Genomic DNA, 26586 nt, shown 5'->3' with positions numbered 1-26586 from the left:
CTCCGACGATTGCGGCGTACGGGGCCCAGGTCTGCTGGAGCGGAGTCAGTCGGTGCCGGACTCCATCGCGGCGTGGTCGAGGAGTTCGTCCTCGGGGGCCTCGCCACGGGAGGCGATCGCCTCGGCCCCGCCCTCCGGCATCGCGCCGATCAGCCTGGTCGAGGGCGCCTGCGCGGCGGCGATCAACGCCGAGTGGTCGGCGCCGACCATGCCGAGCCCGGCGTACTGCTCCAGCTTGGCGCGGGTGTCGGCGATGTCGAGGTTGCGCATGGTCAGCTGGCCGATGCGGTCGACCGGCCCGAAGGCGGAGTCTTCCGTGCGCTCCATGGAGAGCTTGTCCGGGTGGTAGCTGAACGCCGGCCCCGACGTGTCGAGGATCGAATAGTCCTCGCCGCGCCGCAGCCGCAGCGTCACCTCGCCGGTGATCGCCATGCCGACCCAGCGCTGCAGCGACTCGCGCAACATCAGCGCCTGCGGGTCGAGCCAGCGGCCTTCGTACAGCAGGCGGCCGAGCCGGCGCCCCTCGCTGTGGTAGACGGCGAGGGTGTCCTCGTTGTGGACCGCGTTGACCAGCCGCTCGTAGGCCGCGTGCAGCAGCGCCATGCCCGGCGCCTCGTAGATGCCCCGGCTCTTGGCCTCGATGACGCGGTTCTCGATCTGGTCGGACATGCCCAGGCCGTGCCGCCCGCCGATGGCGTTGGCCTCCAGCACCAGGTCGACGGCGGAGGCGAACTCCTTGCCGTTGATCGTCACGGGGCGGCCGCGCTCGAAGCCGATGGTGACGTCTTCAGGTGCGATCTCGACGTTCTGGTCCCAGAACCGCACGCCCATGATCGGCTCGACGGTCTCGATGCCGGCGTCGAGGTGCTCCAGCGCCTTGGCCTCGTGGGTCGCTCCCCAGATGTTGGCGTCGGTGGAGTAGGCCTTCTCCGTGCTGTCGCGGTAGGGCAGGCCGTGCTCCAGCAGCCACTCGGACATCTCGGTGCGGCCGCCGAGCTCGCTGACGAAACCGGCGTCGAGCCACGGCTTGTAGATGCGCAGCGACGGGTTGGCCAGCAGGCCGTAGCGGTAGAACCGCTCGATGTCGTTGCCCTTGAAGGTGGAGCCGTCGCCCCAGATCTGCACGCCGTCCTCGAGCATCGCGCGCACCAGCAGGGTGCCCGTGACCGCCCGCCCCAGCGGGGTCGTGTTGAAGTAGCCCCGGCCGCCGGAGCGGATGTGGAACGCCCCGCAGGCCAGAGCGGCGAGGCCCTCCTCCACGAGGGCGGCCCGGCAGTCGACCAGCCGGGCGACCTCAGCGCCGTAGGCCGTCGCGCGCCCGGGCACCGAGGCGATGTCGGGCTCGTCGTACTGGCCGATGTCTGCGGTGTACGCGCACGGCACCGCGCCCTTCTCGCGCATCCACGCGACCGCTACCGAGGTGTCGAGGCCGCCGGAGAAGGCGATGCCGACACGTTCGCCGACAGGCAGAGAAGTGAGAACCTTGGACACGCGTGAAGTATATACATAGTCATGCATGATCATGCAACATCATCATGCGAAGGCCCTCCGCCGTGTCGCGATCTCCCGGAGAACGGCTCAGCGGGTGGGCTGCGTGGCCGCGGCCGCTCGGGGTTCGTTCTCCGAAGCCGGTTTGTACGCCCGCCCCGCGGCCTCGATGTGCGCCTTGGCCGCCCTCTCCGCCGCCTCCGGATCCCCGGCGCGGATCCCGGCGACGATGGCCCGGTGCTGCTCGGTGACTTCCCCCTGGTCTCGTGCACCCGTACATCGTGACTCCTCCGCTTCCTGAAGGGAGCGGCTTCTCGCTAAGCCGCTTGCGCAGCCTGGCGAAGGGCAAGCCCTGCCCTCAAGATGTTGACCGCCGCGTTCACGTCGGCGTGCGCGGCATGCCCGCACGCCGTGCAGGCGAACCCGGCCTGGGTGACGCGGTTCTCCTTCGCACAGTGCCCGCAGCGGGCGCAGGTGCGGGAGGTGCCGGCAGGGTTCACCGCGATCAGCTTGCGACCGGCGCTTTCAGCCTTGTGCGCGAGGATCGTCAGGAACACCCCCCAGCCCGCGTCCAGGATCGACCGGTTCAAGCCGGACTTGGCGGCGACATTCCGGCCGGGAGCTTCGCTCGTGCCCGCCGCCGAGCGGGTCATGTTCGCGATCCGCAGGTCCTCGTGCACGATCACGTCATAGGCACGGACCAGGGCGAGCGCGGCTTTGTGCGCGCCGTCCAGACGTTGCCTGCGCACCCTGGCGTGCAGCGCGGCCACGCGGGCCACCGCCTTGCGCCGCCGCTTGGAACCCCGTTTCTTGCGGGCGAGGTCTCGCTGGGCGTCCGCCAGACGGCCGGCGGTGGCGGCCAGGTGGCGCGCATTGGCCACCCGGCCACCGTCGGAGGTGGTGACGAGCGAGGCCACCCCCATGTCGATCCCGGTCGCCACGCCGGTGGCGGGCAGCGGTTCGGCGGGCACGTCGTCGCACGACAGCACCACGAACCAGCGCGAGCCCTCGCGCTTGACGCTGACCGTCTTCACCTGGCCGCGCACGGGCCGGTGCCGGTGGACGCGCACATGCCCGACACCCTGCAGCCGCACGTAGGTGGCGGTCGGGTGGCCGGGTTGGGAGTCCCACCGGCAGCCGTCGCCGTCCTTGGGCCATTCGACGGTGTCGAACCGGCCGCGCCCCTTGAAACGCGGGAAGCCCGGCGTGCGTCCGGCCTTGACCCGGTCGAAGAACGCGCGGAACGCCTTGTCGAGCCGTCGCAGGGTGGCCTGCTGGGAGGAGAACGACCAACGCGCCTGCCCGTCCGGGTCGTCGGCGCGGATGTGTTTCAGCTCGGCCGACTGATCACCGTACCGGACGCTCACGCCCGCCCTGGCGTAGGCGGTGCGGCGGTGCTCCAAAGCGGCGTTGTAGAGCTGGCGGTGGTCTTCCAGGCACGCCGCGAGCGCCGCCGCCTGCCGGGCGGTGGGGCGCAGCAGGAATCGGAACGACCTGCGCACACCCCACCTCCCATCACGCTCGGTAATGACACCACCACAATATCGGCTGGGGCCGACAAAATCAGGAAGGACATTCGTGATGCGCGGACCTGACAGGTCAGGGCACGCTCGGGCCTTGACAGCCCTCTCGCTCCCGATTCCCCCGTCGCCTCAAGGCGATCCCCTCGGGAGACTCTGATGGCGTCCCGCACCGGCTGCGGTATTTCGAGCAGGCGCTGCAGCACATCAGGGCCCACAAGGACGTCGCGTTCATGACCGGCGAGCAGATCCTCGACTCATCCTGCTGGCCACCGCCCTGCCGGTGACCTGATCCCGTGACCTAGCGGGAGGGTTCCCAGCCGCGCCGGGTGGCCGGCCGCGCCTCGTCCCTGCTGCGGTAGACGATGTAGGGCCTGGTGAGGTAGCCGACGGGAGCGGTCAGCATGTGCACCAGCCGGGTGAAGGGCCAGATGGCGAACAACACGAGCGCGCTGAGCGCGTGCAGCTGGAACAGCGGGGGCGCGCTCGCCATCAGCGCCGGTTCCGGACGGAAGTAAAAGATCGACCGGAACCAGGGAGAGACGGTGGTGCGGTAGTCGTAGCCGCCGCCGACGACGTTGGCCACGACCGTCGCGGCCAGGCCGAGGGCGATCGTGAGGGCGAGGACGGCGTACATCAGCTTGTCGTTGCGGGTGGTGGCCATGAAGACCGGGCCCACGGTACGGCGCCGGTAGATCAGGATCGCCATGCCGCCCACCGTCGCCACGCCCGCGATCGTGCCGAGGACGACGGCGAGCAGGTGGTAGAGCCCTTCGCTGATGCCCACCGCTTCGGTCCAGCTCTTGGGGATGACGAGGCCGCCGATGTGGCCCAGCGCGACGACGAGGATGCCGAAGTGGAACAGCGGGCTGCCGACGCGCAGCAGCCGTGACTCGTACATCTGGGAGGAGCGGGTGGTCCAGCCGAACTTGTCGTAGCGGTAGCGCCACACGTGGCCGAGCACGAACACGGTGAGCGCCACGTACGGCAGGACCACCCAGAGCAGGATGCTCATCGGCCGGCCTCCATGGTCGCGTAGGGTTCCAGGCCGACGGCCTCGGCGGGTGGCCCCTCTTCCGCCAGCCGCAGCGCGGCTTCCCGTTCGCGGGCGCGGGCCGGGGGCAGGGTGGCCAGGACGGCGGCGACGACGCCGGCGTACGGTGAGCGCTCGTCCTCCAGCGCCGCGCGCAGCACTTCCATGCCGGCGCGGTGCTCGGTCATCAGCCGCCGGGCTGGGCGGACGGCGCCGCGTGCCGACAGCTCGCACACCACGGCCAGGTGGTCGGGCAGCTCGCCGTCGGCGAGCTCGAAGCCCGCGGTGTGCAGCGCGTGCTTGAAGCGCAGCAGTGCGGCGCCGCGTTTGCGGGTGTCGCCGTAGGCGTAGTAGGTGAGGTACGGGCAGCAGCGCCGTTTCAGGTCGAAGGTCGCCACGTAGTGGGCGGCCAGGTCCGCCTCAGAAGTGCCGGCGGCGTGTCCGAGGAAGGCCGACAGGCGGTCGCGGACCTCCCCCGAGGGCAGCGCGGCCACCGCCTCGACCAGCACCTGCCGGGAACCGTAGAGCCGCTCGTCGGGGTAGCCCAGCAGCACCGAGGCCACCATGTGGGCACTGCGCAGGTCGCCGTCGTTCACTTCTTCCTCCTGGGGAACAGCCCGTCGGGCGTGCCTTTGCCGTCCCAGTTGAGCAGGTTGACCCGGCCGCGCAGCTCGTCGGCCTCGTCGAGTTCGTCGCCTGCCTGCCGCTCGCGCAGGGCGTGGAAGCTCTCCACCGCGATCGGCGACGGCCGCCCCGACGCCTCGCCGAACGGGCCGGCCATGCCGGGGCCGCCCTCGTAGTCGAGGCTGCAGCCGGTGGCCGTCTCCTCCAGCCGGGCGCCCTGCTCGGCGTGCGCCTTCGGGATGACGTACCGCTCGTCGTAGGGGGCCAGGGCCAGCAGCCGGTGCATGTCCTCGATGCGCGGGCCGTCCATGCCGACGGCCGCGGCGATCGACTCGTCGGGGTCCTGGCCCAGGTTGAGCCGGCGCATGTACGAGCGCATCGCGGCCAGGCGGCGCAGCACCGCGCGCACCGGTTCTGGGTCGCCGGCGGTGAACAGCTCGGCCAGGTAGCCGATCGGGATGCGCAGCGCCTCGATGGCGCCGAACAGGTTGCCGGCGTCCTCGCCGTCGTGCCCGGACTCGGAGAGCACGTCCACGACGGGCGACAGCGGCGGGATGTACCAGACCATCGGCATTGTGCGGTATTCGGGATGCAGCGGCAGCGCCACCCCGTAGTCGAAGATCAGCTTGTGGATCGGGGACGTGCGGGCGGCGTCCAGCCAGTCATCGGGGATGCCCGACCTGCGGGCCGCCTCGATCACCTCGGGGTCGTGGGGGTCGAGCAGGACACCTTTCTGCGCCTGGTACAGGTCCTTCTCGTCCGGAACGGAGGCCGCCGCGGCCACCCGGTCGACGTCGTACAGGACGAGCCCGATGTAGCGCAGCCGCCCGACGCACGTCTCCGAGCAGACCGTGGGGATGCCCACTTCGACGCGCGGGAAGCAGAACGTGCACTTCTCGGCCTTGCCGGTGCGGTGGTTGAAGTACACCTTCTTGTACGGGCAGCCGGTCACGCACATCCGCCACCCCCGGCAGCGGTCCTGGTCGACCAGCACGATGCCGTCTTCTGAGCGCTTGTACATCGCCCCCGACGGGCAGGACGCCACGCAGGAGGGGTTGAGGCAGTGCTCGCAGATGCGCGGCAGGTAGAACATGAACGCCCGCTCGAAGTCCAGCTTCACCTGGTCCGACACCTTGCGCAGCACCGGGTCGGCGGGCGCCAGCTCGGGGCCGCCGGCCAGGTCGTCGTCCCAGTTCGCGCTCCAGCTGATCTTGGTGGGCCGGCCGGTGATGAGCGAGCGGGGCCGCGCCACCGGGGTGTCGTCCTGCATGGGCGCGGAGAACAGCTGGTCGTAGTCGTAGGTCCAGGGCTCGTAGTAGTCCTGGATGGAGGGCATCAGCGGGTTGGCGAAGATGGAGAGGAGCTTCCTGAGCCGGCCGCCCGCCTTGAGTTTCAGCCGGCCGCGCCGGTTGAGTTCCCAGCCGCCCTTCCACCGGTCCTGGTCCTGGTAGGTGCGGGGGTAGCCCTGGCCGGGGCGGGTCTCGACGTTGTTGAACCAGACGTACTCGGTGCCCGAGCGGTTGGTCCAGGCCTGCTTGCAGGTGACCGAGCAGGTGTGGCAGCCGATGCACTTGTCCAGGTTCATCACCATGGCCAGCTGCGCCATGACGCGCATCAGTAATCGACCTCCTGGCTGCGGCGGCGGATCACGGTGACCTCGTCGCGCTGGTTGCCGGTCGGCCCCAGGTAGTTGAAGGCGAAGCTCAGCTGCGCGTAGCCGCCGATCAGGTGGGTGGGTTTGATGAGGAGCCGGGTCAGGGAGTTGTGGATGCCGCCGCGCCGGCCGGACGTCTGGCTCTTGGGCACGTCCACCACGCGCTCCTGGGCGTGGTACATGTACACCGTCCCTTCGGGCATCCGGTGCGAGACGACCGCGCGGGCCACGACGACGCCGTTGCGGTTGACCGCCTCCACCCAGTCGTTGTCGGCGATGCCCGCCTTCGCCGCGTCGGCCGGGCTCATCCAGATGTTCGGCCCGCCCCGCGACAGCGTCAGCATGAGCAGGTTGTCCTGGTATTCGGAGTGGATCGACCACTTGGAGTGCGGCGTGAGATAGCGCACGGCGATGCCGTTCTCGCCGCTCTCCCCCACGCCGGGCTCGCCGAACATCGCGGTCATGTCGAGCGGCGGCCGGTAGGCCGGCAGGGCTTCGCCGGCCTCGTGGATCCAGTCGTGGTCGAGGTAGAAGTGCTGGCGGCCGGTGAGTGTGTGCCAGGGTTTGCGGTGCTCGACGTTGATGGTGAAGGCCGAGTAGCGGCGGCCGCCGGTCTCGATGCCCGACCACTCCGGCGACGTCGTCACCGCCACCGGCCTGGCCTGCGTGTCGGCGAACGTGATCTGCTTGTGCTCGTCGGCCAGCCCGTCGAAGGACGTGCCCGTGCGGCGGGCCAGCGTGGCGAAGCCCTGCGCGGCCAGGCGCCCGTTCGTGGTGCCCGACAACCCCAGGATCGCCTCGCACAGGTCGATGTCGCGGGCCAGCGACGGCCGCCCGGCCGCCACGCCGTCGCGTACGGCGCCGTTCCTGCGGCGCAGCCGCTCCACCTCCTCGCCCACCTGGAACGTCAGCCCTTTGGTGGTGGCGCCGAGGGTGTCCAGCAGCGGGCCGAGCGCGGCCATCTTGTCGGCGACGGCCGCGTAGTCGCGCTCCACGATCGTGATCTTCGGGAAGTTCCTGCCCGGTTCAGGGGTGGTCCCGGCGCGCCGCCAGTCGTCCACGCGGCCGTGCGGGGTGGCGTACTCGTCGGGGGTGTCGTGCAGCAGCGGCGCCGCCACCAGGTCGCGGCGCACCCCGAGGTGGGTGGCGGCCAGGGTGCTGAACGCCTTGGCGATGGCGTGGAAGGCGGCGAAGTCGGTACGCGTCTGCCAGGGCGGGTCGATGGCCGGGCTGAAGGCGTGCACGAACGGGTGCATGTCGGTCGAGGACAGGTCGTGCTTCTCGTACCAGGTGGCGGCGGGGAGCACGATGTCGGAGAACAACGTCGTGGACGTCATCCGGAAGTCCAGCGACAGCAGCAGGTCGAGCTTGCCGCGCGGCGCCTCCGGCCGCCAGGTCACCTCGTCGGGTCGCTGCTCGGGCGCGGCCTCGACGGCCCGCAGCGACGCGTCGGCGCCCAGCAGGTGCCGCAGGAAATACTCGTCGCCCTTGGCCGACGAGCCCAGCAGGTTGGCCCGCCACACGGTCAGCACGCGCGGCCAGTTGGCGGGCGCGTCCGGGTCCTCGCAGGCGAAGCCCAGCTCGCCGGAGGCGGCCCGGCCCGCGACGTACGCGCCCGGCTCCTGCCCCGACGCCGCCACCTCGTCGGCCAGGTCGAGCGGGTTGCGGTCGAACGTCGGATACGACGGCATCCACCCCATGCGGGCCGAGGCCGACATCAGGTCGGCGGTGGACCTCCCGGCGAACGCGCCCCGGCCCAGCGGCGACGCGACGGTGTCGGCGCTGTAGGTGTCGTAGCGCCACTGGTCGGTGTGCAGATACCAGTACGCCGTACTGATCATGTGCCGGGGCGGGCGCGACCAGTCCAGGGCCGACGCGAGATGCGCCCACCCGGTGATCGGACGGGCCTTCTCCTGGCCGACGTAGTGGGCCCAGCCGCCGCCGTTGACGCCCTGGCAGCCGGTCAGAGTGGTCAGCGTGAGGAAGGAGCGGTAGATCTGGTCGGCATGGAACCAGTGGTTCGCCCCCGCCCCCATGATGATCATCGACCGGCCGCCGGACTCCTCCGCGTTCGTGGCGAACTCGCGGGCGATCCGGGCCGCCCTCGCCGCGGGCACGCCGGTGATGCCCTCCTGCCAGGCCGGCGTGTACGGCTGCGCCGCGTCGTCGTAGCCTCGCGGCCACTCGCCCGGAAGGTCGCGCGGCACCCCGTACTGCGCCATGAGCAGGTCGAACACGGTCGTGACCAGGTGCCCGCCCACCTCCATGACCGGCACGCCCCGGTGCAGCACGCCGCCCGGCAGGTCGAAGCGGGGCAGGGCGACCTTCACCGCCTGCCCGCCGAGCAGCGTGAGCGCCGGGTCGACCGCGCCGAGGTCCAGGTTCCACCGGCCCTCGCCGTCGGGGCGGTAGCGGAAGCCGAGCGAGCCGTTGGGCACCACCGGCTCGCTCGTGCGCGCGTCGATGAGCACCGTCTTGAACGCGTCGCCCTCGCCCTCGCGCAGGTCGGCGTCGGTGAGGAACTTGTCGGGCACGTACCCGCCGCTGTCGTGCTCGCGCAGCCGCACCAGGAACGGCAGGTCGGTGAAGCGTTTGGCGTAGCCGGTGAAGGCAGGGGTCTCGCGGTCGGCGAAGAACTCCTTGAGGATCACGTGGCCCATCGCCATGGCCAGCGCCCCGTCGGTGCCGGGGTGAGGGGCCAGCCACTCGTCGCCGAACTTGGCGGCGTCGCTGAAGTCGGGACTGACGATGACGACCTTCTGGCCCCGGTAACGTGCCTCGGTCATGTAGTGCGCGTCGGGGGTGCGGGTGACGGGCACGTTGGAGCCCCACACCAGCAGGTAGGAGGCGTCCCACCAGTCGGCCGACTCGGGCACGTCGGTCTGGTCGCCGAACACCTGGGGCGAGGCCACCGGCAGGTCGGCGTACCAGTCGTAGAACGACAACATCGCGCCGCCGATCAGCGAGACGAACCGGGCGCCGGCCGCGTGCGAGGCCATCGACATGGCGGGGATCGGGGAGAAACCCGCGACGCGGTCGGGGCCGTACTCCCTGATCGTGTGCACGTGGGCCGCGGCGACGATCTCGACGGCCTCGTCCCAGCCGATCCTGACCAGCCCGCCCTTGCCGCGCGCCGACTGGTAGCGCTCCCGCCTGGCGGGATCCGTGGTGATCTCCGCCCACGCCTCGACCGGGTCGCCGAGCCTGGCCCGCGCCTCGCGGTACATCTCCACCAGGACGCCGCGCGCGTAGGGGTATCGCACCCGGGTGGGCGAGTAGGTGTACCAGGAGAAGGCGGCGCCGCGCGGGCAACCGCGCGGCTCGTACTCGGGCCGGTCGCCGCCGACGCTCGGGTAGTCGGTCTCCTGCGCCTCCCAGGTGATGATCCCGTCCTTGACGTAGACCTTCCACGAGCACGAACCCGTGCAGTTCACGCCGTGGGTCGAGCGCACCACCTTGTCGTGGCTCCAGCGGTCGCGGTAGAACGCGTCACCCTGGCGCCCGCCCACCTGGTGCAGGGTGCGCAGATCCGGCGAGACCGTCCCGGACCGGAGATGCCGCCCCATCTTCAGCAACGCGTCGCTGACAGGCCCGTCCATCGCCGTCATATCACTCGTCTTCCTGCCGTCACGAAGCCGACATGCCAGGCACTGCTGTCGTAGCCCAGGAGGGAGTAGGAAAACGTGGAACGGCCGACAAGGCGGCTTTCCTGATTAAAACTTCGGTGAAGTTAGGTCAGGTGGGGAAACCGATGGAATGGGTGTCCATGAATTCGCGGATCCCCTCGATGCCCATCTCCCGGCCCATGCCGCTGTGGTTGAAGCCGCCGAACGGCGCCCGCTCGTCCAGGCTCCCGGCCCCGTGCGCGTTGACGAACGTGTAACCGGTCCGCAGCCGCGCGGCCAGGGCGGCGGCACGGCCGGGATCGTCCGTCCACACCGAGGAGCACAACCCCGACCAGGTGTCGTTCGCGCGGGCCACGGCGTCGTCCTCGTCGTCGAACGGCAGGATCGGCAAGGTCGGGCCGAACTGCTCCTCGGTCACCACCCGCGTGTCGTCGGCGGGGTCGAGCACCAGCGACGGGCGCAGGAAGTTGCCCCTGGACAGGTCGGCGCCCTCGGCGGGCGCGCCGAACTCGCGCACCTCGGCCCCCGACGAGCGGGCCTGGCCGAGGAGCTCCCGCACGTACGCCAGCTGCCGCCCGCTGTGCAGGGGCCCCATGGTCACCCGCTCGTCCAGGCCGTGGCCCAGCCGGGTCGCGGCGAGCAGCCCGGACAGGCCCTCCACGACCTCGTCGTAGCGCGACCGGTGCACGTAAAGGCGCTTGATCGCCATGCAGATCTGCCCGGTCGAGTCGAACGTGCCCGCGAACAGGCGGTGCATCGCGTCAGGGCCGAGATCGGCGTCGTCCAGCACGATCGCCGGGTCGTTGCCGCCCAGCTCCAGCGCCACCCGGGTCAGCGAGTCGGCGGCCATGGACATGATGCGCTTGCCGCCGGCCGGGCTGCCGGTGAAGCAGACCTTCCTGACCCGGTCGTCCTGGATCAGCGCCGCGCCGATCTGCGCGTCCGCGCCGGTGACGACGTTGAGCACGCCGGGCGGCAGCGCGCGCGCCACCACCTCCACCGTGCGCACGGTCGCCAGCGGGGTCGTGGGCGGCGGCTTCACCACGACGGTGTTGCCGGCGATCAGCGCCTGCGGCAGCGAGGCGGCCAGGATCGCCAGCGGCCAGTTGAACGGCACGATGATCGTCACCACGCCCAGCGGCACGTAGGAGACCTCCGTGCGGTACGGCGGCGCCGGAAGCGTGGTCACCTGCCCGACCTCGCCGGCCAGCCCCGCGGCCAGCCGGAAACGGTGCTCGAAGACGACGGAGTCGATGTGGGACTCCAGCCGGATCTTGCCGTTCTCGCGGGTGAGGATCTCGGCCGTCGCCGCGCGTTCCGCCTCCAGCGGAGCCAGCGCGGCGATCAGCGCCGCCGCGCGCTCCTCCGGAGTGCGGGCCGACCAGGCGGCAAACGCCCGGTGGGCGGCGGCGACCGCCGACGTGGCCTGCTTGGCGTCGGCGGCGGCCGCGTAGCCGACGACCGACGTGCCGTCGGCCGGGTCGATCACCTGCAGCGAGTCGCCCGCGCCGTGGCTCTCGCCGTCGATGTAGAGCTCGGTGCGGATCTCGGGTAGCTGGTCCAGCGGCGTCATCGACTGTCACCTCAGCGTCGTCCCAGGCCCCGTATCACCGGACCCGTCGGGTTTGGCGTCATGCTACAGCGGCTTCACCGGGGGTCCTCGTGGTCATCCGACCCGTTCCGTCCGGTGCGATCCGGCAAGGTCGACCGCGACAGACGACGTAGGCGATCGCCGCCGAGCAACCGCCAGGCGGCCTGGGCGCCGAGGCTGGTGTCGACGTGCCGGCGCATGACGGCGGCGGCGCCCTCCCCGTCACCCGCGATCACCAGCTCGACCAGCGCCTCGTGCTCGGCGGCCGAGCGGTCGCGGGCCTCCTGGTCGCGCCCGGCCTCCAGCGCCAGCCGGCGGTAGCGGTCTGATTTGTCCCACAGGCCGTCGAGCGTCTGGATGAGCAGGTCGTTGTGCGAGGCCGAGTAGAGGGCCCGGTGGAACGCGCGGTGGGCGGCGAGGTGCTCGTAGGCGGGATTGCCGGGCAGCGGCTCGAGCCCTTGCCCGGCGGCGCGCATCGCGGCGATGTCGGCCCTGGTACGGCGCTCCGCGGCCAGCGCGACCGCGAGAGGGTCGAGGGAACGCCGCAGCTCCAGCAGGTCGCGTGCCTCTTCCGCGGCGAGCGGGGCGACGCGGGCGTCGCGGTGGGCGTCCAGCTCGACCAGCCCTTCACTCTTGAGGCGGCGCAGGGCCTCGCGCAGGGGAGTGGTGCTGATGCCGATGTCGCCGGCCAGCCGTGCCTGCGCGATGACGGAGGCGGGCGGCAGCTCGCCGGAGAGAATGAGCTCCTTGACCCGCAGGTAGGCGTGGTCCGCCTTGGTGAGGTGGGGGGCGGGGTGGGATTCGGCCGCTGGTCCGGTCATCGTCGTCCTAGGTTATTACCCATGCACGGCCCGCGGGCCTCACCGGACGTGCGGATCGGCGGGAGGCGGCGTCCCGGAGCCGGGAGTGAGCAGACCCGTCTCGTACGCGAGGACGACGAGCTGGGAACGGTCACGGGCGCCCAGCTTGGTCAGCAGCCGGCCCACGTGAGTGCGGGCGGTCGCCGGGCTGATGAACAGCCGCTCGCCGATCTCGGCATTGCTCCGGCCCGTGCCGACCTCCGCCAGCACCTCCCGTTCGCGTTCCGTCAGGCGGTCGAGCCGCTCAGGCGACGACGGGCGAGGACTGGTCGCGGCGGCCCGCATGACGCGCCGGGTGACGGCGGGCGACAGCAGCGCGTCGCCACTGGCCACGATCCGCACCGCCTCCCGCATCCGCTCGGGGCTGGTGTCCTTGAGCAGGAAGCCCGCGGCCCCGGCCCGGATCGCCTCCTGGATGTTCTCGTCGGTGTCGAAAGTGGTGAGCACGATCACGTGGACGTCGCGGAGCGCCGGGTCGGCCATGATCCGCCGGGTGGCGTCCAGCCCGTCGGGGCCGGGCATGCGGATGTCCATGAGCACCACGTCAGGGCGGAGCCTGGCCACCAGCTCGACACCCGCGTCGGCGCCGCTCGCGTCGCCGGCCACGACGATGTCGTCGGCGCGTTCGAGCAGCAGCCGCAGCCCTTCCCTGACGAGGTGCTGGTCATCGACGATCACGACCCGGATCATGTGCGGTCCTCCAGCGGGACACTCGCCTCCACCACGAATCCTCCCTCGGCGGGCGACGACGTCCGAAGGCCGCCGCCGAGCAGCGCCAGCCGCTCGCGCATCCCGGTCAGCCCCCACCCCGGCGGCCCCGCGGCGCCCGCGGCTCCGCGGCCGTCGTCGCTCACGCGCAGCAGCAGGGCGTCCGTCCCGTAGTCCAGGTCGATGCGGACCGTACGGGCGCCGGCGTGCCGCAGGACGTTGCTCAACGACTCCTGCACCACCCGGTAGGCCGTCGCGTCCGAGATCGCGGGTAGCCGCTCGGGCCGGCCCGAGGTCCGCACGCCGACGTCGAGCCCCGCCGTGGTGGCCGTCGCCACGAGTGCGTCGAGCGCGTCCAGCCCCGGTGCCGGGCCGTCGTCGGGATCGCCCGCGCGCAACGCTCCCAGGGTCAGCCGCAGCTCGCGGCCCACGTCGCTGCACGCCGACCTGGCCGCGGCCAGCGAGCGCTCGGCCACGTCGGGGTCGTCGCGCAGCGACTCGCGCGCCACGTCCGTGTGCAGCGAGATCACCGACACCGTGTGCGCCATCAGGTCGTGCAGATCCCTGGCGATGCGCAGACGCTCCTGCTCCACCCGCCGTGCCGCCTCCCGCTCGCGTTCCAGGCGGGCGGCGTGCTCCTGCCGGGCCAGTTCCGCGCGCCAGGCACGCCGGGCCCGCACGCCGTCGCCCAGCGCGATCGCGGCGGCCATGAGGCCCGCGGAGGTGGTGGTCTCGAAGCCGAGGAGGTAGGCCAGGTCGTCGCCCTCCAGGATGCGCTGTGCGGTCGAGACGACGAGCAGGGCGACGGCCGTACCGATGGACCAGCGCGGCCTGCCCTGCTCCGCCGCGGAGTACAGCGCCGCGGCGAGCGGCGCGGCCAGCCCGATCGGCGGGTAGGACAGCATGTAGTAGACGATCAGCGCCGCGGCCGTGAGCAGGAGCGTCGCCACCGGCCAGCGCCGGCGGGCGAACATGAGGACGGCGAACGACGCGCCGAACGCGTACGCGGCCGGGCCAGGGCCGGCCGACGCGCTGCCGACGTCGGCCGTGATGGCGGTGCCGACCACGACGAGCACCAGCATGGCCAGGCCGAGGTCGACCGCCGGCTCGCGGCGGGCCGGTGATTCGACCCGCACGCCCGGCTCGTGGCGGGCTGGTGATTCGACCCGCACGCTTCCTCCGTCATCGTCGTGGGCGGGGCCGGAAGCCCGGCACGATCCTGCTGATCAGCCAGGCCGCCGCGCCGACGGCCGCGCCGACCGCGAGCCCGGTCACCAGGCTGCTGCCCAGCGAGAAGGCCCGGAGCACCAGCCCTTCCGCGGCGGGGGAGAGCGCGCCGGCGAGGTTGCCGCCCAGGTGGGGAGGCTCGCCGCCGAAGGCTCGTGCCCAAAATAGCTGATGGGCCAGACCTAGCAGGACACCGTAGGCGGCCCCCACGGCGAGCAGCGTCACGAATGGGTTGGGCACCCGCTTCCAGAGCACCACCGCCGCCCAGACGGCGATCGGGACGAACACCAGCAGCGCGTTGCCCACCGGGCCGACGAGCTTCAGGTCGTGGGCGACCACGCGTGGCACGCCGAGCAGCGCGAGCCCCCACACGGCCCAGACCGTGATGCCGAGCCGGGCCGTCACGACGAGCCTCCCGCGGGCGCGGCGGCGGCCAGGGCACGGCCGCGGTGCAGACGCCACAGGCCGGTGAAGGCCAGGGTGGCGGTCACCGCGCTCATCGCCAGCCGCCCCCAGTGGCCGGTCTCGAACTCCAGCGCCGTCTGCCGCAACACCTCCGCGGAATGGACCGCGGCGCCCTCCTCGAACATGATGTCGTTACGCGGCCAGAAGTAGAGCGCCGAGAACAGGAACTCGCCCAGCAGCAGTGACAGCAGGCTCCCGCCGGCCCACAGCCGGGTGTCGCGCACCGGCCAGGCCAGCGCCAGGGCGGCCACCGAGGCGACCACGGTCACCGCGCCCATCGGCGGGAAGAAGTCCGCGGGGCCGGTCACCACGAAGAACTCCATCGACTCCGCGAGCGAGGCGGGCACGTCGTGGAAGACGTTCGGATAGATGACGACCGTCTCCACGGCGATGCCGCCGAACGCCACCATGGCGATCCAGACGTACACGGTGAGGACGGCGGGGGTGAGGCGTTGTCGCATCGGGCTCACTTCGGTGGTCGGAGGCGCGGACCTGGTCAGGTCCAGGACCCGGTCAGGTTACGAACCGGGCCTCCCGCCCGTCGTCCGCCTCCAAGCCCTCCCGACGTACGCGTTTCGACGTATCAGCCCAGGCGGCGGGGCCCCGTCACCCGGGGGTGAGGCGCAGGACGGCGCGGTCGCCGGAAAGGTGGGCGAGGTCGAGCCGCAGGTCGTTGACGCGGCCCGTCTCGCCGGGGGAGAGCACCAGGTCGCCCTCGTCGCGGCAGCGGCCGTTGACGCAGTTGCTGCTGATGCTGGCCTGCATGCCCTGGACGCTCAGCTTCCCCGTCGAGCCCCTGAGCGTGATCCGCGCTCCGTCCGGCTGCAGGGCGCCGATGGTCAGCTGCCGCACCCCGAACCGCCCGTCGATGGTGAGCTCGTCGCCGGCCCGGATCTCGACCTCGCAGTCGGCGTCCTCGCACGACGACAGCTCGCGCCCGTCGGCGGCCTGGAGTCCGGCGGGCGTCTCCTCCGGGCTCGCGGCGGGTGCGCTGGGTGAGGCGGGGAGGCGCGCCGCCGGCGTGGTGGGCGTGGCGGCGCAGCCGCTGACCACGATCAGCAGGAAGGCGGTGGCGGCGGGCCGGGCGAGGATCGGCATGACGCTCCTAGTCAGGTCGTGGGCTCATCGGGCAGGCGGTCTTTCCCCATGGAGAAGATAACCCTCCGAGACGATCCGAATCCGGACGGTGATGGATCGGCGTGGCACGTCGGCGCGTACGACCATTCGGTCGGCGCCGGCGGCCCACGCGGCCGGGAATCTCGCGCTTGGCCGGAGAATCGGCAGATCTCCAGCCGATCGTTCGGTCTATATGGCGGTCCTGTGACAAAGGGTCGATTCTTGATCACTGTGACCAACCATTCGGAAGGGGCAGCACATGCCGGATTTCCAGCACGAACACGTCGTGGTCCGCTCCGGCAGCCGGTCCGGCCTGCCGGTGATCATCGCGGTGCACTCGACGAAACTCGGCCAAGCGGTCGGCGGATGCCGCGTCTGGCGCTACGCCGACTGGCGTGACGGGCTCGCCGACGCGCTGCGCCTGTCGGCCGCGATGACCGCCAAGTGCGCCGTGGCCGGGCTGGCGAACGGCGGCGGCAAGACCGTCGTCGCCCTGCCCGCGGACGCCGACCTGGACGCGGCGACGCGCCGGATGGTGCTGCACGACGTCGCGGACGCGATCACGTCCCTGTCCGGCACGTACGCGACCGGCCCCGACGTCGGGACGACCCCCGAGGACATGGCCGTCATCGGGGAACGGACCCCGTACGTGTTCTGCAAACCCGAACGGCACGGCGGCAGCGGCGGCTCCTCGGAGGCCACCGCGCTCGGCACGCTGGCGGCCCTGCGCGCCGTGCGCCGGCGGCTGCACGGCACGGCGGCGTTCACGGGCGCGCGGCTGGCGGTCGTGGGACTGGGCAGCGTCGGCATGCGGCTGGCCCGCCTGCTCGCCGCCGAGGGGGCCGAGCTCGTGGTCGCCGACATCGACCCGGCCAGGCGGCAGGAGAGCGACGCGCTCGGCGCCACCTGGGTCTCGCCCGAGGAGGCGCTCACCGCGGAGGTCGACATCGTCGTCCCCGCGGCGCTCGGCGGCGTGCTCACCGCGGACGTCGTACCCGATCTGCGCTGCGCCGCCGTCGCGGGACCGGCCAACAACCAGCTCGCCACGGAGCACGTGGCGGATCTGCTGCACCGGCGCGGCATCGCGTGGGTGCCCGACCACGTCGTCAGCGCGGGCGGCGTGATCAACACGCTCGCCGTGGAGCTGCACCACGAGAGCGCCGACGAGGCTCATAAGCGGGTCGAGGCGATCGAGCACACCGTCGCCGACCTCCTGCACACGGCCGCACTCCAGCGGGTGACCCCCGCCCAGGCCGCGACTGAGCTGGCCCGCCTCCGCCTGGCCTCCGCCTGAGGTGTTACGGACGCGGGGACGCCGGGCCGCGGATGAGCCGGGCGACGCGCAGTCCCGCCCAGAGCAGCAGGGCCAGCACGCCGACCAGCACGTACTCGATGGCCGGGATCCTGATCGCCTCGCCGGCGCCGCCGAGGAGGTCGCCGCGCAGGGCGTACACGACCATGAGGGAGACCGCGTAGCAGGCGGCCAGCAGCAGGCGCGCGGCGCGCGAGAGCCCCAGCCCGTGCATCTGGGTGATCAGGAAGACGCCGAGGAAGCCGAACAGGAACATCGGCCACATCCCGTCGGGGCCTGAGGTCATGACGGCCACGAGGGTGCCGTGCACCACGACCGTCAGCTCCAGCGTCAGCGTCCACCAGCGGTTGGTGTGGGCGCGGGTGAGGAACAGGCTGCCCTGCAGCAGCAGGAGGAACATGTAGAAGAAGCCGATCAGGTGGCCGCTGGTGGCCTCCGCCGGGTGGTACCAGAAGGTGTACACCGCCGCCCAGCTGAACAGGTAGCCGTGATAGCGGCGGGCGAAGTCGACGACCTCCCGGCCGAGGGGCGCGGGCCTGCCGAGGAACAGGCCGCGGCGGCGGTTCTCCATGAGCAGGACGACGACCAGGAGGAGCACCACGGAGCCCTGGGAGCTGTAGATCGACACGTCCTGGGCCAGGCCGTCGTAGAAGAGGTGGGTCTGCAGCGTGTGCAGGGCGACGAAGCCGGTGTTGACGGCCAGGGCGACGACGTTGACCGGGTGCAGCCCGGCTGCGTGGCGGCGCACCCTGGTCTGCGCGTAGAAGATCATCCACCAGAACGCGATCTGGTGGGCGGCGTATCCCGTCCAGGCCGACAGCCTGGTCCACACGGTGGGCTCGGGCAGTTTCCAGTAGTACCAGGAGGCGCCCTGGTCGGGCAGGAGCGTGATGCCGTGCAGTCGCTGGCCGAACAGCCAGATCAGGCCGGTCAGCACGGCGCTGGCCGCCACCCCGGCCGCCAGCGCCGTGCCCGGCCGCACCGTGCTCAGCGCGTGCTTCGTGCCGTAAGGTATTTCCACCATCGAAATATATAGGGAGGGTTGTGAGCCCTTACGAGGTGATGGTGCTGATTCGCCGGCTCAACGTGGAGAGCGACCGATTCGTCGAGGGCTTCGCCGTGGCCCACCGGCTGCACCGCACCGACCTGAACGCCCTGGTGGAGATCCATGACGCGCACCACGCCGGTCATGCGCTCTCGCCCGGCGAGCTGGGCGCGAAGCTCAACCTCAGCGCGCCCGCCACCACGGCCCTCATCGACCGGCTGGAGCAGGCCGGCCATGCCGGACGCCGGCGCAGCGCCACCGACGGCCGCAAGGTCGAGGTCGTCATCACCGAGCGCGCGGTCGAGCTGGCGCGCACGTTCTTCGCCCCGCTGGGGCGCCACCTCACCGCCGTGGTCGAGGAGTTCGGCCCGGAGGAGCGGGAGACCATCGGCAGGTTCCTCACCCGCGGCATCGAGGCCACCGTGGCGGCCCGGGGGGACCACGGGGCATGAAGAAGATCGTGATCACCGGGGGCACCCGCGGCCTCGGGCGCGGCCTGGCCCGCGCGCTGCTGGAGCAGGGCCACCAGGTGGTGGTGTGCGGCACCACCCAGGCCGGCGTCGCCGCGGTCACCGCCGAGCTCGGCGTGCCCGCCCTCGTGGCGGACGTCACCGACCGCCCCCAGGTCCAGGCGCTCTGGGACGAGGCCGTACGCCGCTTCGGCCGCGTCGACATCTGGGTCAACAACGCCGGGGTGCCCCACCATCGCCTCCCGCTGTGGCGGCTGCCCGAGCCCGAGGCGCGCACGGTGGTGGAGGTCAACCTGCTCGGCGTGCTGAACGGGTGCGCCGTCGCGGCGGCGGGGATGGCGGCGCGGGGCGGCGGCCACATCTGGAACATGGAGGGCCTGGGCAGCGACGGCCGCATCGTGCCCGGCCTCGGCGTCTACGGCGCCTCCAAGCGCGCAGTCACCTACCTGACCAGGGCCCTGGCCAAGGAGGCTCCCGACGGGGTGACGGCGGGCCTGCTCAGCCCGGGCATGGTGGTCACCGACCTGCTGACGTACGGCTACTCGGGCGGCGATTCTGGCGGCGACTCGGAGGCGGCGCGGGGGCGCGCCTCTGAGATCTTCGCGATCCTGGCCGATCCGGTCGACACCGTGGCGCCGTGGCTGGCACGGCGCGTCGTCAGCCGGGCGAAGAACGGCGCCCACGTCCGCCGGCTGACGACCGCCAAGATCGCCTACCGGTTCGCCAGGGCGCCCTTCGCCAGGCGGTATCCCCGGAAGTGACGGGTTCCGGACACCAGCGTTGATCAAGTAACGGCGGAGGGCCTGACTCGTTAGGCTGCGTGGGTCGCACGTCGCCCATCGGATCACCGGCGGGCACCGGCAGGCGGCGAAGGATCGATGCGAGGTGACGGTTGGCTGGCGAGGCGGCGCGGCTGCTGGAGCACTTCGGCCGCCGCTACGCGGCCGCGGTGCGCCTGGCCACGATCGCGCCGATCGTCGCCATCGCCCTGTTCCGCGCCCCGCCCGAGAACGTCGCGGCCACCGCGGTGGCGGCCGCCGCCGCGGCGGCGTGGACCTGCGGCTACGCATGGTGGTTACGCGCGGGACGCGGGCACGCGGCGGTCGCCCTCGACGTGGTCGTCCTGCTGGGCCTGTACACGAGCATCTTCCTGACCGACGCCGTCGAGGACCGTAACACCGGGTGGCTGCGGCTGCTGATCACGTTCGCCTGCGTGACGTGCCAGTGGCACCCCCCGCCGCTCGTGGGAGGCCTCGCGGCGGTGGCGACAGCGGGCGGGGCGGTGGCCTTCCTCACGGTGGCGGGAGCGGCCCAGGTGGACAACACGCTGGTCACGGGGACGGTGTGGGCGCTACCGGCCGCCGGGCTGTCCAGAGCGGCCTGGGTGCTCGTCCACCGCGCCGCGGAACGCGCGGACCGGATGGCCGCAGAGGCCGAACGGGCACGCGCCGAGTCTCAGGTGGCCGAGGCGGTCAGGGCCGAGGAACGCGAGCTCGGCAACTCGCTGCACGACACGGCGGCCACGACCCTGCTGATGGTCGGCATCGGGCAGGTGCGCTCGGACGCGGAGTGGCTGGCCCCGCAGGCGAGCCGCGACCTCGACAGGCTCCGCTCCGACAACGGGCGCGCCCCCCTGCACGCCGACCTCGTCGAGCTGCTGAGCGCCGACCTCGATTCCGTGCAGCTGACCGTGGACCTCGACACCCCGGCGGAGCTACGGCTGCCGTTCGAGGTGGCCAGGGCGATCGCCGACGCGGCCAGGGAGTCACTCACCAACGTACGCCGCCACGCGGGCACGACCAGGGCGGCCGTCCGGCTGAGCGGGGACGCGCGGTCGCTGCGGCTCGACATCGCCGACCAGGGCACGGGATTCTCGCCCTCGGAGGTGCCCGCCACCCGGCGCGGCCTGCGCGAGTCCGTACGAGGCAGGATGAGCCGCATCGGCGGCACGGCCACGATCACCTCCGCCGAGGGGGAGGGCACCCTCGTCCGGCTGGAATGGCGTGCCGATGGGTGACGCCGCCGAGGAGATGACGCGGACGCAGCTACGGCGCGGCCTGCGGGTCGCGACGTTGCTCGTCGTCCTGGTGACGGTGTGCGGGCAGGGGCTGGCCAACCTCCTGCGCCACCTGGACGACTACACCTCGCCGCTCGCGCAGCTGGCCGCTTTCGCGGTGCTCGCCGCCGTGCTCGCCGGCGAGGGCGTCCTGCTCGTCCGGAGGCGACCGTGGGGACGGCTGCGCCGGGCCGCCATCGCCGCCGTGCTCGCCGCGTCCGTCCTGTCGTACGTGACCCTCCCGGAAGGGCGAACCTCCACCGGCACCGACTGGATGTTCGGCGCCGCCGCCTGGGTGGGCCTCGTCGTGCTGCTCGACCGTCCGCTGCGGGTCGCCGTCGCGTTCCTGCTCGCCCACGACCTGACCGCCCTGGTGCACCTGCTCGCGGTCGACCCCAACCGGGGAGACCTGGCCCGCTTCGCCACCGGCTCGGTGACCGTGGTCGGCCTCCCCCTGTGCGTGGCCGTGGTGGCGGCCGTATTCGCCTCGCTGAGCGCGGCCTCGGCGGCCTCCCAGCGGGAGATCGAGCGGGTACGCGTCGCCGAGGCGGTCGCGGCGGAATCCCACCGCCGCAGGCAGCAGCGGCTCGCCGAGCTGTCGGCGACCACGGTCCCGCTGCTGGAAGGGCTCGCCGACGGCTCGCTCAGCCCCGAGGCCCCGGCGATCCAGCGGCGCTGCGCGATCGAGGCCGGCCGGATGCGCAGGCTGTTCGCCGAGACCGACACCGTGGCCAACCCCCTGCTGCACGAGCTGCGGCACTGCGCTGACGTCGCGGACCGCAAGGGCGTCGTGGTGGAGCTGGACGCGCGGGGGCAGTGGCCGACGCCGCCCGTGGCCGTCCGGCGTGACCTCACCGAGCCGGTGCTGAGCGTGCTCGCCACCGCCTCCTCCCGGGCCAGGATCGCGGTCGTCGGCGGCGCGGACCTGGTGTCGGTGAGCGTCGTCGCGGACAGCGGCGAGGTGGATCTGCCGGACCCGGTGACGCCGGGAGTGCACGTAGAGACGTTGAACGCCGACAACACGGTATGGATGGAGGTCCGATGGCAGCCGAGCCCGCAGCCGGCGAGCCGATCACCGTGGTGATCGTCGACGATCACGTGGCCATCGCCGCGGGCGTGCGCTTCTGGTGTTCCCAGGCCGTGCCGCCGATCGAGCTCGTCGACGCCGGCGACCGGCTCGCCGACGTGTGGACCGGCCCCGGAGCCGACGCCGACGTCGTGATCTTCGATCTGGAGCTGGTGCCGCGCAGGCCGGACTTCGGCGAGCTGCGCAGGCTCGTCGACAACGGCCGCCGCGTGATCGTGTACTCCCAGCACGTCGACGACGCGATCGCGATCAAGTGCGTCGACCTCGGCGCGCTCGCCTACCTGACCAAGCGCGAGGGCCCCGACCACCTGTTGCCCGCCATCCGGGCGGCCGCGAAGGGCGAGCCCTACACCGCGCCGTCGCTGTCCGGGGCGCTCATCGCCGACGACGCTCCCGGCCGGCCGCGCCTGTCCCAGCGCGAGACCGAGGTGCTGCGGGCGTGGTTCGTGGCCTCGTCCAAGGAACTCGTCGCCGCGAAGCTCAACATCACCGTCAAGACCGTCGACACCTACATCGCACGCGTACGGGTGAAGTACGCCAACGTGGGGCGGGCCGCCCGCACCAAGAGCGAGCTCGTCGGCCGCGCCCTCGACGACGGGCTCATCACGCTCGCCGAGCTCAACGAGACGGCGACCTCCCTGTAGGGCCTCCACGGACGCCGGCGCCTCGCCGGCCACTGGCCACCGCCAGGGCACGCAGGCTCTCCGCCCGGCGTGTCCAGCGAGTTGCGAGCCCTTGACCTGCGTGAACATGGTGGGAAGGTTGCTGTTCCCGTGACAGGGAATGGGATGCCCTTCACATGCGAGCGTGAGGAGCTTGGGGTGCAAGACCTACTGTCCGCGATCTCGGACTTCGTCTGGGGGCCGTTCCTGCTGATCCCCCTGCTCCTGCTGACGGGCCTCTACCTCACGATCGTGCTGCGCGGCCTGCAGTTCCACAAGCTCTTCTACGCCCTGTGGCTCGCTCTCATCCGGCGCAAGGAAGCCGAGGGCGTGGGCGACATCTCCCATTACCAGGCCCTGTCGACGGCCCTGGCGGCCACCGTGGGCGTCGGCAACATCGCGGGCGTCGCCACGGCCATCCACCTCGGCGGCCCCGGCGCCCTGTTCTGGATGTGGGTGACAGGGCTGGTCGGCATGGCGACGAAATACTCCGAGGCGTTCCTCGGCGTGCGCTTCCGCCGTGCCGACGCGAAGGGAGAGCAGAGCGGCGGCCCGATGTTCTACCTGACCTACGGGGTGGGCGGGAAGTTCGGCGCGATCCTGGGCGTGCTGTTCGCCGTCTTCGGCGCGCTCGCGGCGTTCGGCATCGGCAACATGGTGCAGTCCAACAGCGTGGCCGACGCGATCAACTCGCAGTGGGGTGTTCCCATGTGGCTGACCGGCGCGATCATCACGGTGCTCGCCGCGGTCGTCATCCTGGGCGGGATCAAGAGCATCGGCGCGGTGACCAGCGCCTTCGTCCCCGTGATGATCGTATTCTACATCCTCGGCGCCCTGTGGATCATCATCGCCAACCTCGGCAACCTGCCCGAGGCGCTGGCCCTCGTCTTCGCCGACGCGTTCACCGGCACCGCGGCCGGCGGCGGGTTCGCCGGCGCGGGCGTCCTGCTGGCCATCCGGTACGGCGTCGCCCGCGGCATCTTCTCGAACGAGTCGGGCCTCGGCACCGGCGGCATCGCCGCGGCGGCGGCCAAGACGAACGAGCCCGTGCGGCAGGCGCTCGTGTCGATGACCCAGACGTTCATCGACACGCTGATCGTGGTCAGCATGACCGGCCTGGCCATCGTCGTCACCGGCGTCTGGCGCAGCGGCGAGACCGGCGCGCCGCTCACCACCTCGGCCTTCAGCCACGGGTTGCCCGGCCAGTGGGGAGGCATCGTCGTGACGATCGGCCTGATCTTCTTCGCGTTCTCCACGCTGCTCGGCTGGGCCTATTACGGCGAGCGCTGCATGGACCGGCTCTTCGGCAGGGGAGCGGTGGTGCCGTACCGGTTGGTGTTCATCATGCTGATCTTCGTCGGCACGGTGCTGGAACTGCAGACCGTGTGGACGTTCTCCGACATCATGAACGGTCTCATGGCGCTGCCCAACCTCATCGGCCTGCTCCTGCTCTCCGGGCTCGTCGTCCGGGAGACCCGCGCGTACTTCAACCGTCCCGACTGGGACAAGGTGCCAGCCGTCGAGCCGCGGTGAACACGTGTGCGCGCTGCCGGTGCCGGCTGCCAGGATGCACGCATGACTGATCTCGAACTGAAGTCGGACCTGAGCTTCTACCTGCAGCGCGCCCGCGAGGCCCTGCTGTGGAAGCTCGACGGCCTGTCCGACTACGACGTCCGCCGCCCGCTGACGCCCACCGGCACCAACCTGCTGGGGCTGGTCAAGCACGTCGCCGGCACGGAGGCGGGCTATCTCGGCGACGTCTTCGGCCGGCCGTTCCCCGAGCCGCTGCCGTGGATGGCGGAGGACGCCGAGCCCAACGCCGACATGTGGGCGAGCGCTGACGAGCCGCGCGAGGACATCGTGGGCCTCTATCACCGGGTGTGGGCCCACTCCGACGCGACGATCGACGCGCTGGCGCTCGACGCGGCCGGAGAGGTGCCGTGGTGGGCGGAGGGGCGTCGCCAGGTGACGCTGCACCGGATCATCACGCACATGATCGTCGAGACCAACCGGCACGCCGGCCACGCCGACATCGTCCGCGAGCTGATCGACGGTGCCGCCGGGATGCAGCAGGGCAACGACAACCTGCCGCAGGGCGACCGGGCGTGGTGGGAGGCCTACCGCGGCCGGCTGGAGCAGGTCGCGCGGGAGGCGGGCCAGCGGTCCGCCGGGTGAGGTGAGGCGGCGGCGCCCGCTGAACCGGCGGCTCACACACCGCTGCGCCCGCCGGGCCGACGGCCGTTATAGTGGACACGTGCAATATCTGTTCTTCCTCTGAGGACGACGACGCCGGCCGCCGTTGCCGACCCGGTTCTGCCCTGATCGACGGGCCCGGGCGCGGCCGGATCCCTCCGTCGTCAGCTCTCGTCTCTCACCGGGCGCCCGCCTGCGCGCGAGCCCGGTCCTTGGAGGAAGCGTGTCCACCGCCATGTCCCTACCGGCTCGTGCGCGGGCCCATCTCAGCGCCACCGACGTGCGTCTCGCGCGCGGTGGCAGGCCGGTCCTGACCGGCGTCAACCTCACCGTCTCTCCCGGTGACCGCCTGGGCGTGGTCGGCGAGAACGGCCGCGGCAAGACCACCCTGCTGCACGTCCTCGCCGGCGCCCTGACCCCCGACTCCGGCTCGGTCAGCCGGGTCGGCACCGTCGGCGTCGCCGACCAGGAACTGCCCATCGGCGACGACCGCACGGTCGGCGACCTGATCGACGTCGAGCTCGCGCAGGTGCGGGCCGTGCTCCGCGCGTTCGACGCGGCGACGCGCGCCCTGGAGGAGGAACGTCCTGGCGCCGAGCAGGACTACGCCGACGCGCTCGCCGCCGCGGAGTCCCTCGGCGCGTGGGACGCCGACCGCCGCGTCGACGTCTCGCTCGCCGCTCTCGGCGCCGTCAGCGACCGGGACCGGCCGCTGGCGGGCCTGTCCGTCGGGCAGCGTTACCGGATCAGGCTCTCCGGCCTGCTGGGCGCCGGGCACGACCTGCTGCTCCTGGACGAGCCGACCAACCATCTCGACGCGAGCGGCCTCGACCACCTGACCGCCCGGCTGCGCGCCCATCCGGGCGGGGTCGTGCTGGTCAGCCACGACCGCGCGCTGCTGGCCGACGTCGTCACCGCGGTGCTCGACCTCGACCCGACCAGCGACGGGCTGCCCCGTACGTACGGTGGCGGCTACGACGGCTACCGCGAGGGCCACCGCGCGGAACGCGAACGCTGGGAGCTCGCCTACCGCGACCAGGAGAACGAGCGCCAGAGGCTCGCGCAGGATCTGTCCGCCGCCCAGAACCGCCTGTCCACCGGATGGCGGCCCGACAAGGGGACCGGCAAGCACACGCGCGCCACCCGGGCGCCCGCACTGGTGCGGGCCGTACACCGGCGGCGGGAGGCGCTGGAGTCGCACGTGCTTGACGTGCCGAAGCCGCCGCTGCGCTTCCAGATGCCGCGCCTGGAGGCGACGCCGGGAGCCACGCTGCTGCGGGCCGACGACGTCACGGTGGCCGGAAGGCTGCGGGCGCCCCTGTCGGTGCATCTGCGCGCCGGTGACCGTCTCGTGGTGACCGGGCCCAACGGCGCGGGAAAGTCGACGCTGCTCGCCGTGCTCGCCCAGACGCTGGCGCCCGGCTCCGGGACCGTGCAGCGCAAGCGGGGCGCCCGCGTCGGCCTGCTCGCCCAGGAGTCACCGCCGCCGTCGCGGAGGCGGGCCTTCGAGGTGTACGAGGCCGCGGTCGGCCGGCTCGTCAGCTCCGGCGTGCTGCGCGAGGGTGACCAGGTCGGGCTCACGCAGCTGGGGCTGCTGCCCTCCGAAGCCGCGCACCGGCCGGTGCACGAGCTGTCGGTCGGCCAGCAACGCCGGCTCGACCTGGCCGTCCTGCTGGCCGCGCGGCCCCAGGTCGTCCTGCTCGACGAGCCGACCAACCACCTGTCCATGGCGCTGGTCGAAGAGCTGACCGAGGCGCTGTCCGTGACGGCCGCCGCGGTGGTCCTGGCCACCCACGACCGCAGGCTGCTGCGCGACACCGACACCTGGCCGCGGCTGCGGATCTGAGAG

Annotated in this window: 24 protein-coding genes; 9 read left to right on the top strand and 15 right to left on the bottom strand. The window is 72.1% G+C overall.

The features are described 5' to 3' along the window. Positions 1 to 45 precede the first annotated feature (45 nt). From argG to ACTWPV_RS23870, 14 genes are all read right to left on the bottom strand, one after another. Complete coding sequence (gene argG, locus ACTWPV_RS23935) at positions 46 to 1491, bottom strand: argininosuccinate synthase (RefSeq protein ID WP_443153482.1); 1446 nt, start codon at positions 1489 to 1491, stop codon at positions 46 to 48. 87 nt (positions 1492 to 1578) lie between these two features. Continuing rightward, positions 1579 to 1896 carry an FCD domain-containing protein gene (locus ACTWPV_RS23930; RefSeq protein WP_443153481.1) on the bottom strand — a complete coding sequence of 106 codons (318 nt, stop codon included), beginning with the start codon at positions 1894 to 1896 and terminating at the stop codon, positions 1579 to 1581. Further along, complete coding sequence (locus ACTWPV_RS23925; protein WP_443153480.1) at positions 1806 to 2990, bottom strand: RNA-guided endonuclease InsQ/TnpB family protein; 1185 nt, start codon at positions 2988 to 2990, stop codon at positions 1806 to 1808. Before ACTWPV_RS23925 ends, ACTWPV_RS23930 begins: the two co-directional genes overlap by 91 nt. Positions 2991 to 3309: 319 nt before the next feature. Continuing rightward, positions 3310 to 4023: a respiratory nitrate reductase subunit gamma gene (narI, locus tag ACTWPV_RS23920; RefSeq protein WP_443153479.1), complete on the bottom strand. Its 714-nt coding sequence runs from the start codon at positions 4021 to 4023 to the stop codon at positions 3310 to 3312. Beyond that, positions 4020 to 4637, bottom strand: a complete 618-nt coding sequence (gene narJ / locus ACTWPV_RS23915) for a nitrate reductase molybdenum cofactor assembly chaperone (protein ID WP_443153478.1) — start codon at positions 4635 to 4637, stop codon at positions 4020 to 4022. Before narJ ends, narI begins: the two co-directional genes overlap by 4 nt. Further along, positions 4634 to 6280 carry a nitrate reductase subunit beta gene (gene narH, locus ACTWPV_RS23910; protein WP_347647752.1) on the bottom strand — a complete coding sequence of 549 codons (1647 nt, stop codon included), beginning with the start codon at positions 6278 to 6280 and terminating at the stop codon, positions 4634 to 4636. Before narH ends, narJ begins: the two co-directional genes overlap by 4 nt. After that, positions 6280 to 9927 (bottom strand): nitrate reductase subunit alpha, encoded by a 3648-nt coding sequence (locus tag ACTWPV_RS23905; RefSeq protein ID WP_443153477.1) that lies wholly within the window; start codon positions 9925 to 9927, stop codon positions 6280 to 6282. The genes narH and ACTWPV_RS23905 overlap by 1 nt, the downstream gene beginning before the upstream one ends. A gap of 127 nt (positions 9928 to 10054) precedes the next feature. Next, positions 10055 to 11518, bottom strand: coding sequence for an aldehyde dehydrogenase family protein (locus tag ACTWPV_RS23900; protein WP_443153476.1), 1464 nt, complete (start codon positions 11516 to 11518; stop codon positions 10055 to 10057). Positions 11519 to 11592: 74 nt separating this feature from the next. Continuing rightward, positions 11593 to 12357, bottom strand: coding sequence for a GntR family transcriptional regulator (locus ACTWPV_RS23895; RefSeq protein ID WP_443153475.1), 765 nt, complete (start codon positions 12355 to 12357; stop codon positions 11593 to 11595). A 39-nt stretch (positions 12358 to 12396) separates the two neighbouring features. Next, on the bottom strand, positions 12397 to 13086 hold the full coding sequence (locus ACTWPV_RS23890; RefSeq protein WP_443153474.1) for a response regulator: 690 nt from the start codon (positions 13084 to 13086) through the stop codon (positions 12397 to 12399). Continuing rightward, a complete protein-coding gene (locus ACTWPV_RS23885) occupies positions 13083 to 14276 on the bottom strand; it encodes a sensor histidine kinase (protein WP_443153473.1) in 1194 nt (397 codons plus the stop codon). Before ACTWPV_RS23885 ends, ACTWPV_RS23890 begins: the two co-directional genes overlap by 4 nt. A gap of 10 nt (positions 14277 to 14286) precedes the next feature. Next, positions 14287 to 14736, bottom strand: a complete 450-nt coding sequence (locus ACTWPV_RS23880; protein ID WP_443153472.1) for a hypothetical protein — start codon at positions 14734 to 14736, stop codon at positions 14287 to 14289. After that, positions 14733 to 15257, bottom strand: coding sequence for a hypothetical protein (locus ACTWPV_RS23875; RefSeq protein ID WP_347647745.1), 525 nt, complete (start codon positions 15255 to 15257; stop codon positions 14733 to 14735). The genes ACTWPV_RS23880 and ACTWPV_RS23875 overlap by 4 nt, the downstream gene beginning before the upstream one ends. Before the next feature lie 145 nt (positions 15258 to 15402). Beyond that, positions 15403 to 15894 carry a hypothetical protein gene (locus ACTWPV_RS23870; RefSeq protein WP_443153471.1) on the bottom strand — a complete coding sequence of 164 codons (492 nt, stop codon included), beginning with the start codon at positions 15892 to 15894 and terminating at the stop codon, positions 15403 to 15405. Positions 15895 to 16171: 277 nt separating this feature from the next. Between ACTWPV_RS23870 and ACTWPV_RS23865 the strand changes: the two genes are divergently transcribed. Further along, positions 16172 to 17206, top strand: coding sequence for a Glu/Leu/Phe/Val family dehydrogenase (locus ACTWPV_RS23865; protein ID WP_443153470.1), 1035 nt, complete (start codon positions 16172 to 16174; stop codon positions 17204 to 17206). A 4-nt stretch (positions 17207 to 17210) separates the two neighbouring features. Here ACTWPV_RS23865 and ACTWPV_RS23860 read toward each other — a convergent pair whose 3' ends face one another. Beyond that, on the bottom strand, positions 17211 to 18248 hold the full coding sequence (locus tag ACTWPV_RS23860; RefSeq protein ID WP_443153469.1) for a hypothetical protein: 1038 nt from the start codon (positions 18246 to 18248) through the stop codon (positions 17211 to 17213). A 20-nt stretch (positions 18249 to 18268) separates the two neighbouring features. Here ACTWPV_RS23860 and ACTWPV_RS23855 point away from each other — a divergent pair, with 20 nt between their 5' ends. The 8 genes from ACTWPV_RS23855 (at position 18269) to ACTWPV_RS23820 (ending at position 26583) form a co-directional block, all read left to right on the top strand. Beyond that, positions 18269 to 18721 carry a MarR family winged helix-turn-helix transcriptional regulator gene (locus tag ACTWPV_RS23855; RefSeq protein WP_347647741.1) on the top strand — a complete coding sequence of 151 codons (453 nt, stop codon included), beginning with the start codon at positions 18269 to 18271 and terminating at the stop codon, positions 18719 to 18721. After that, on the top strand, positions 18718 to 19500 hold the full coding sequence (locus ACTWPV_RS23850; protein ID WP_443153468.1) for an SDR family oxidoreductase: 783 nt from the start codon (positions 18718 to 18720) through the stop codon (positions 19498 to 19500). The genes ACTWPV_RS23855 and ACTWPV_RS23850 overlap by 4 nt, the downstream gene beginning before the upstream one ends. 131 nt (positions 19501 to 19631) lie before the next feature. Beyond that, the gene (locus tag ACTWPV_RS23845) at positions 19632 to 20756 is read left to right on the top strand and encodes a sensor histidine kinase (RefSeq protein ID WP_443153467.1); all 1125 of its coding nucleotides are present in this window, start codon (positions 19632 to 19634) and stop codon (positions 20754 to 20756) included. Next, positions 20749 to 21879, top strand: coding sequence for a hypothetical protein (locus ACTWPV_RS23840; RefSeq protein WP_443153466.1), 1131 nt, complete (start codon positions 20749 to 20751; stop codon positions 21877 to 21879). Before ACTWPV_RS23845 ends, ACTWPV_RS23840 begins: the two co-directional genes overlap by 8 nt. Next, the gene (locus ACTWPV_RS23835) at positions 21837 to 22526 is read left to right on the top strand and encodes a response regulator (RefSeq protein WP_443153465.1); all 690 of its coding nucleotides are present in this window, start codon (positions 21837 to 21839) and stop codon (positions 22524 to 22526) included. Before ACTWPV_RS23840 ends, ACTWPV_RS23835 begins: the two co-directional genes overlap by 43 nt. A gap of 144 nt (positions 22527 to 22670) precedes the next feature. Further along, entirely contained in the window at positions 22671 to 24077 is a 1407-nt protein-coding gene (locus ACTWPV_RS23830) for an alanine/glycine:cation symporter family protein (protein WP_443153464.1), read from the top strand. A gap of 42 nt (positions 24078 to 24119) precedes the next feature. Then, positions 24120 to 24719 (top strand): DinB family protein, encoded by a 600-nt coding sequence (locus ACTWPV_RS23825; protein ID WP_443153463.1) that lies wholly within the window; start codon positions 24120 to 24122, stop codon positions 24717 to 24719. Positions 24720 to 24972: 253 nt separating this feature from the next. Then, a complete protein-coding gene (locus tag ACTWPV_RS23820) occupies positions 24973 to 26583 on the top strand; it encodes an ABC-F family ATP-binding cassette domain-containing protein (protein ID WP_347647903.1) in 1611 nt (536 codons plus the stop codon). The last annotated feature ends 3 nt before the right edge of the window (positions 26584 to 26586 follow it).

It is taken from the genome of Nonomuraea sp. KM88, from assembly GCF_052245635.1.
In the GTDB taxonomy this organism is placed as follows: domain Bacteria; phylum Actinomycetota; class Actinomycetes; order Streptosporangiales; family Streptosporangiaceae; genus Nonomuraea.
The sequence above is the reverse complement of the archived record's forward strand: the minus strand, read 5'-3'. Positions and strand labels throughout refer to the sequence as shown.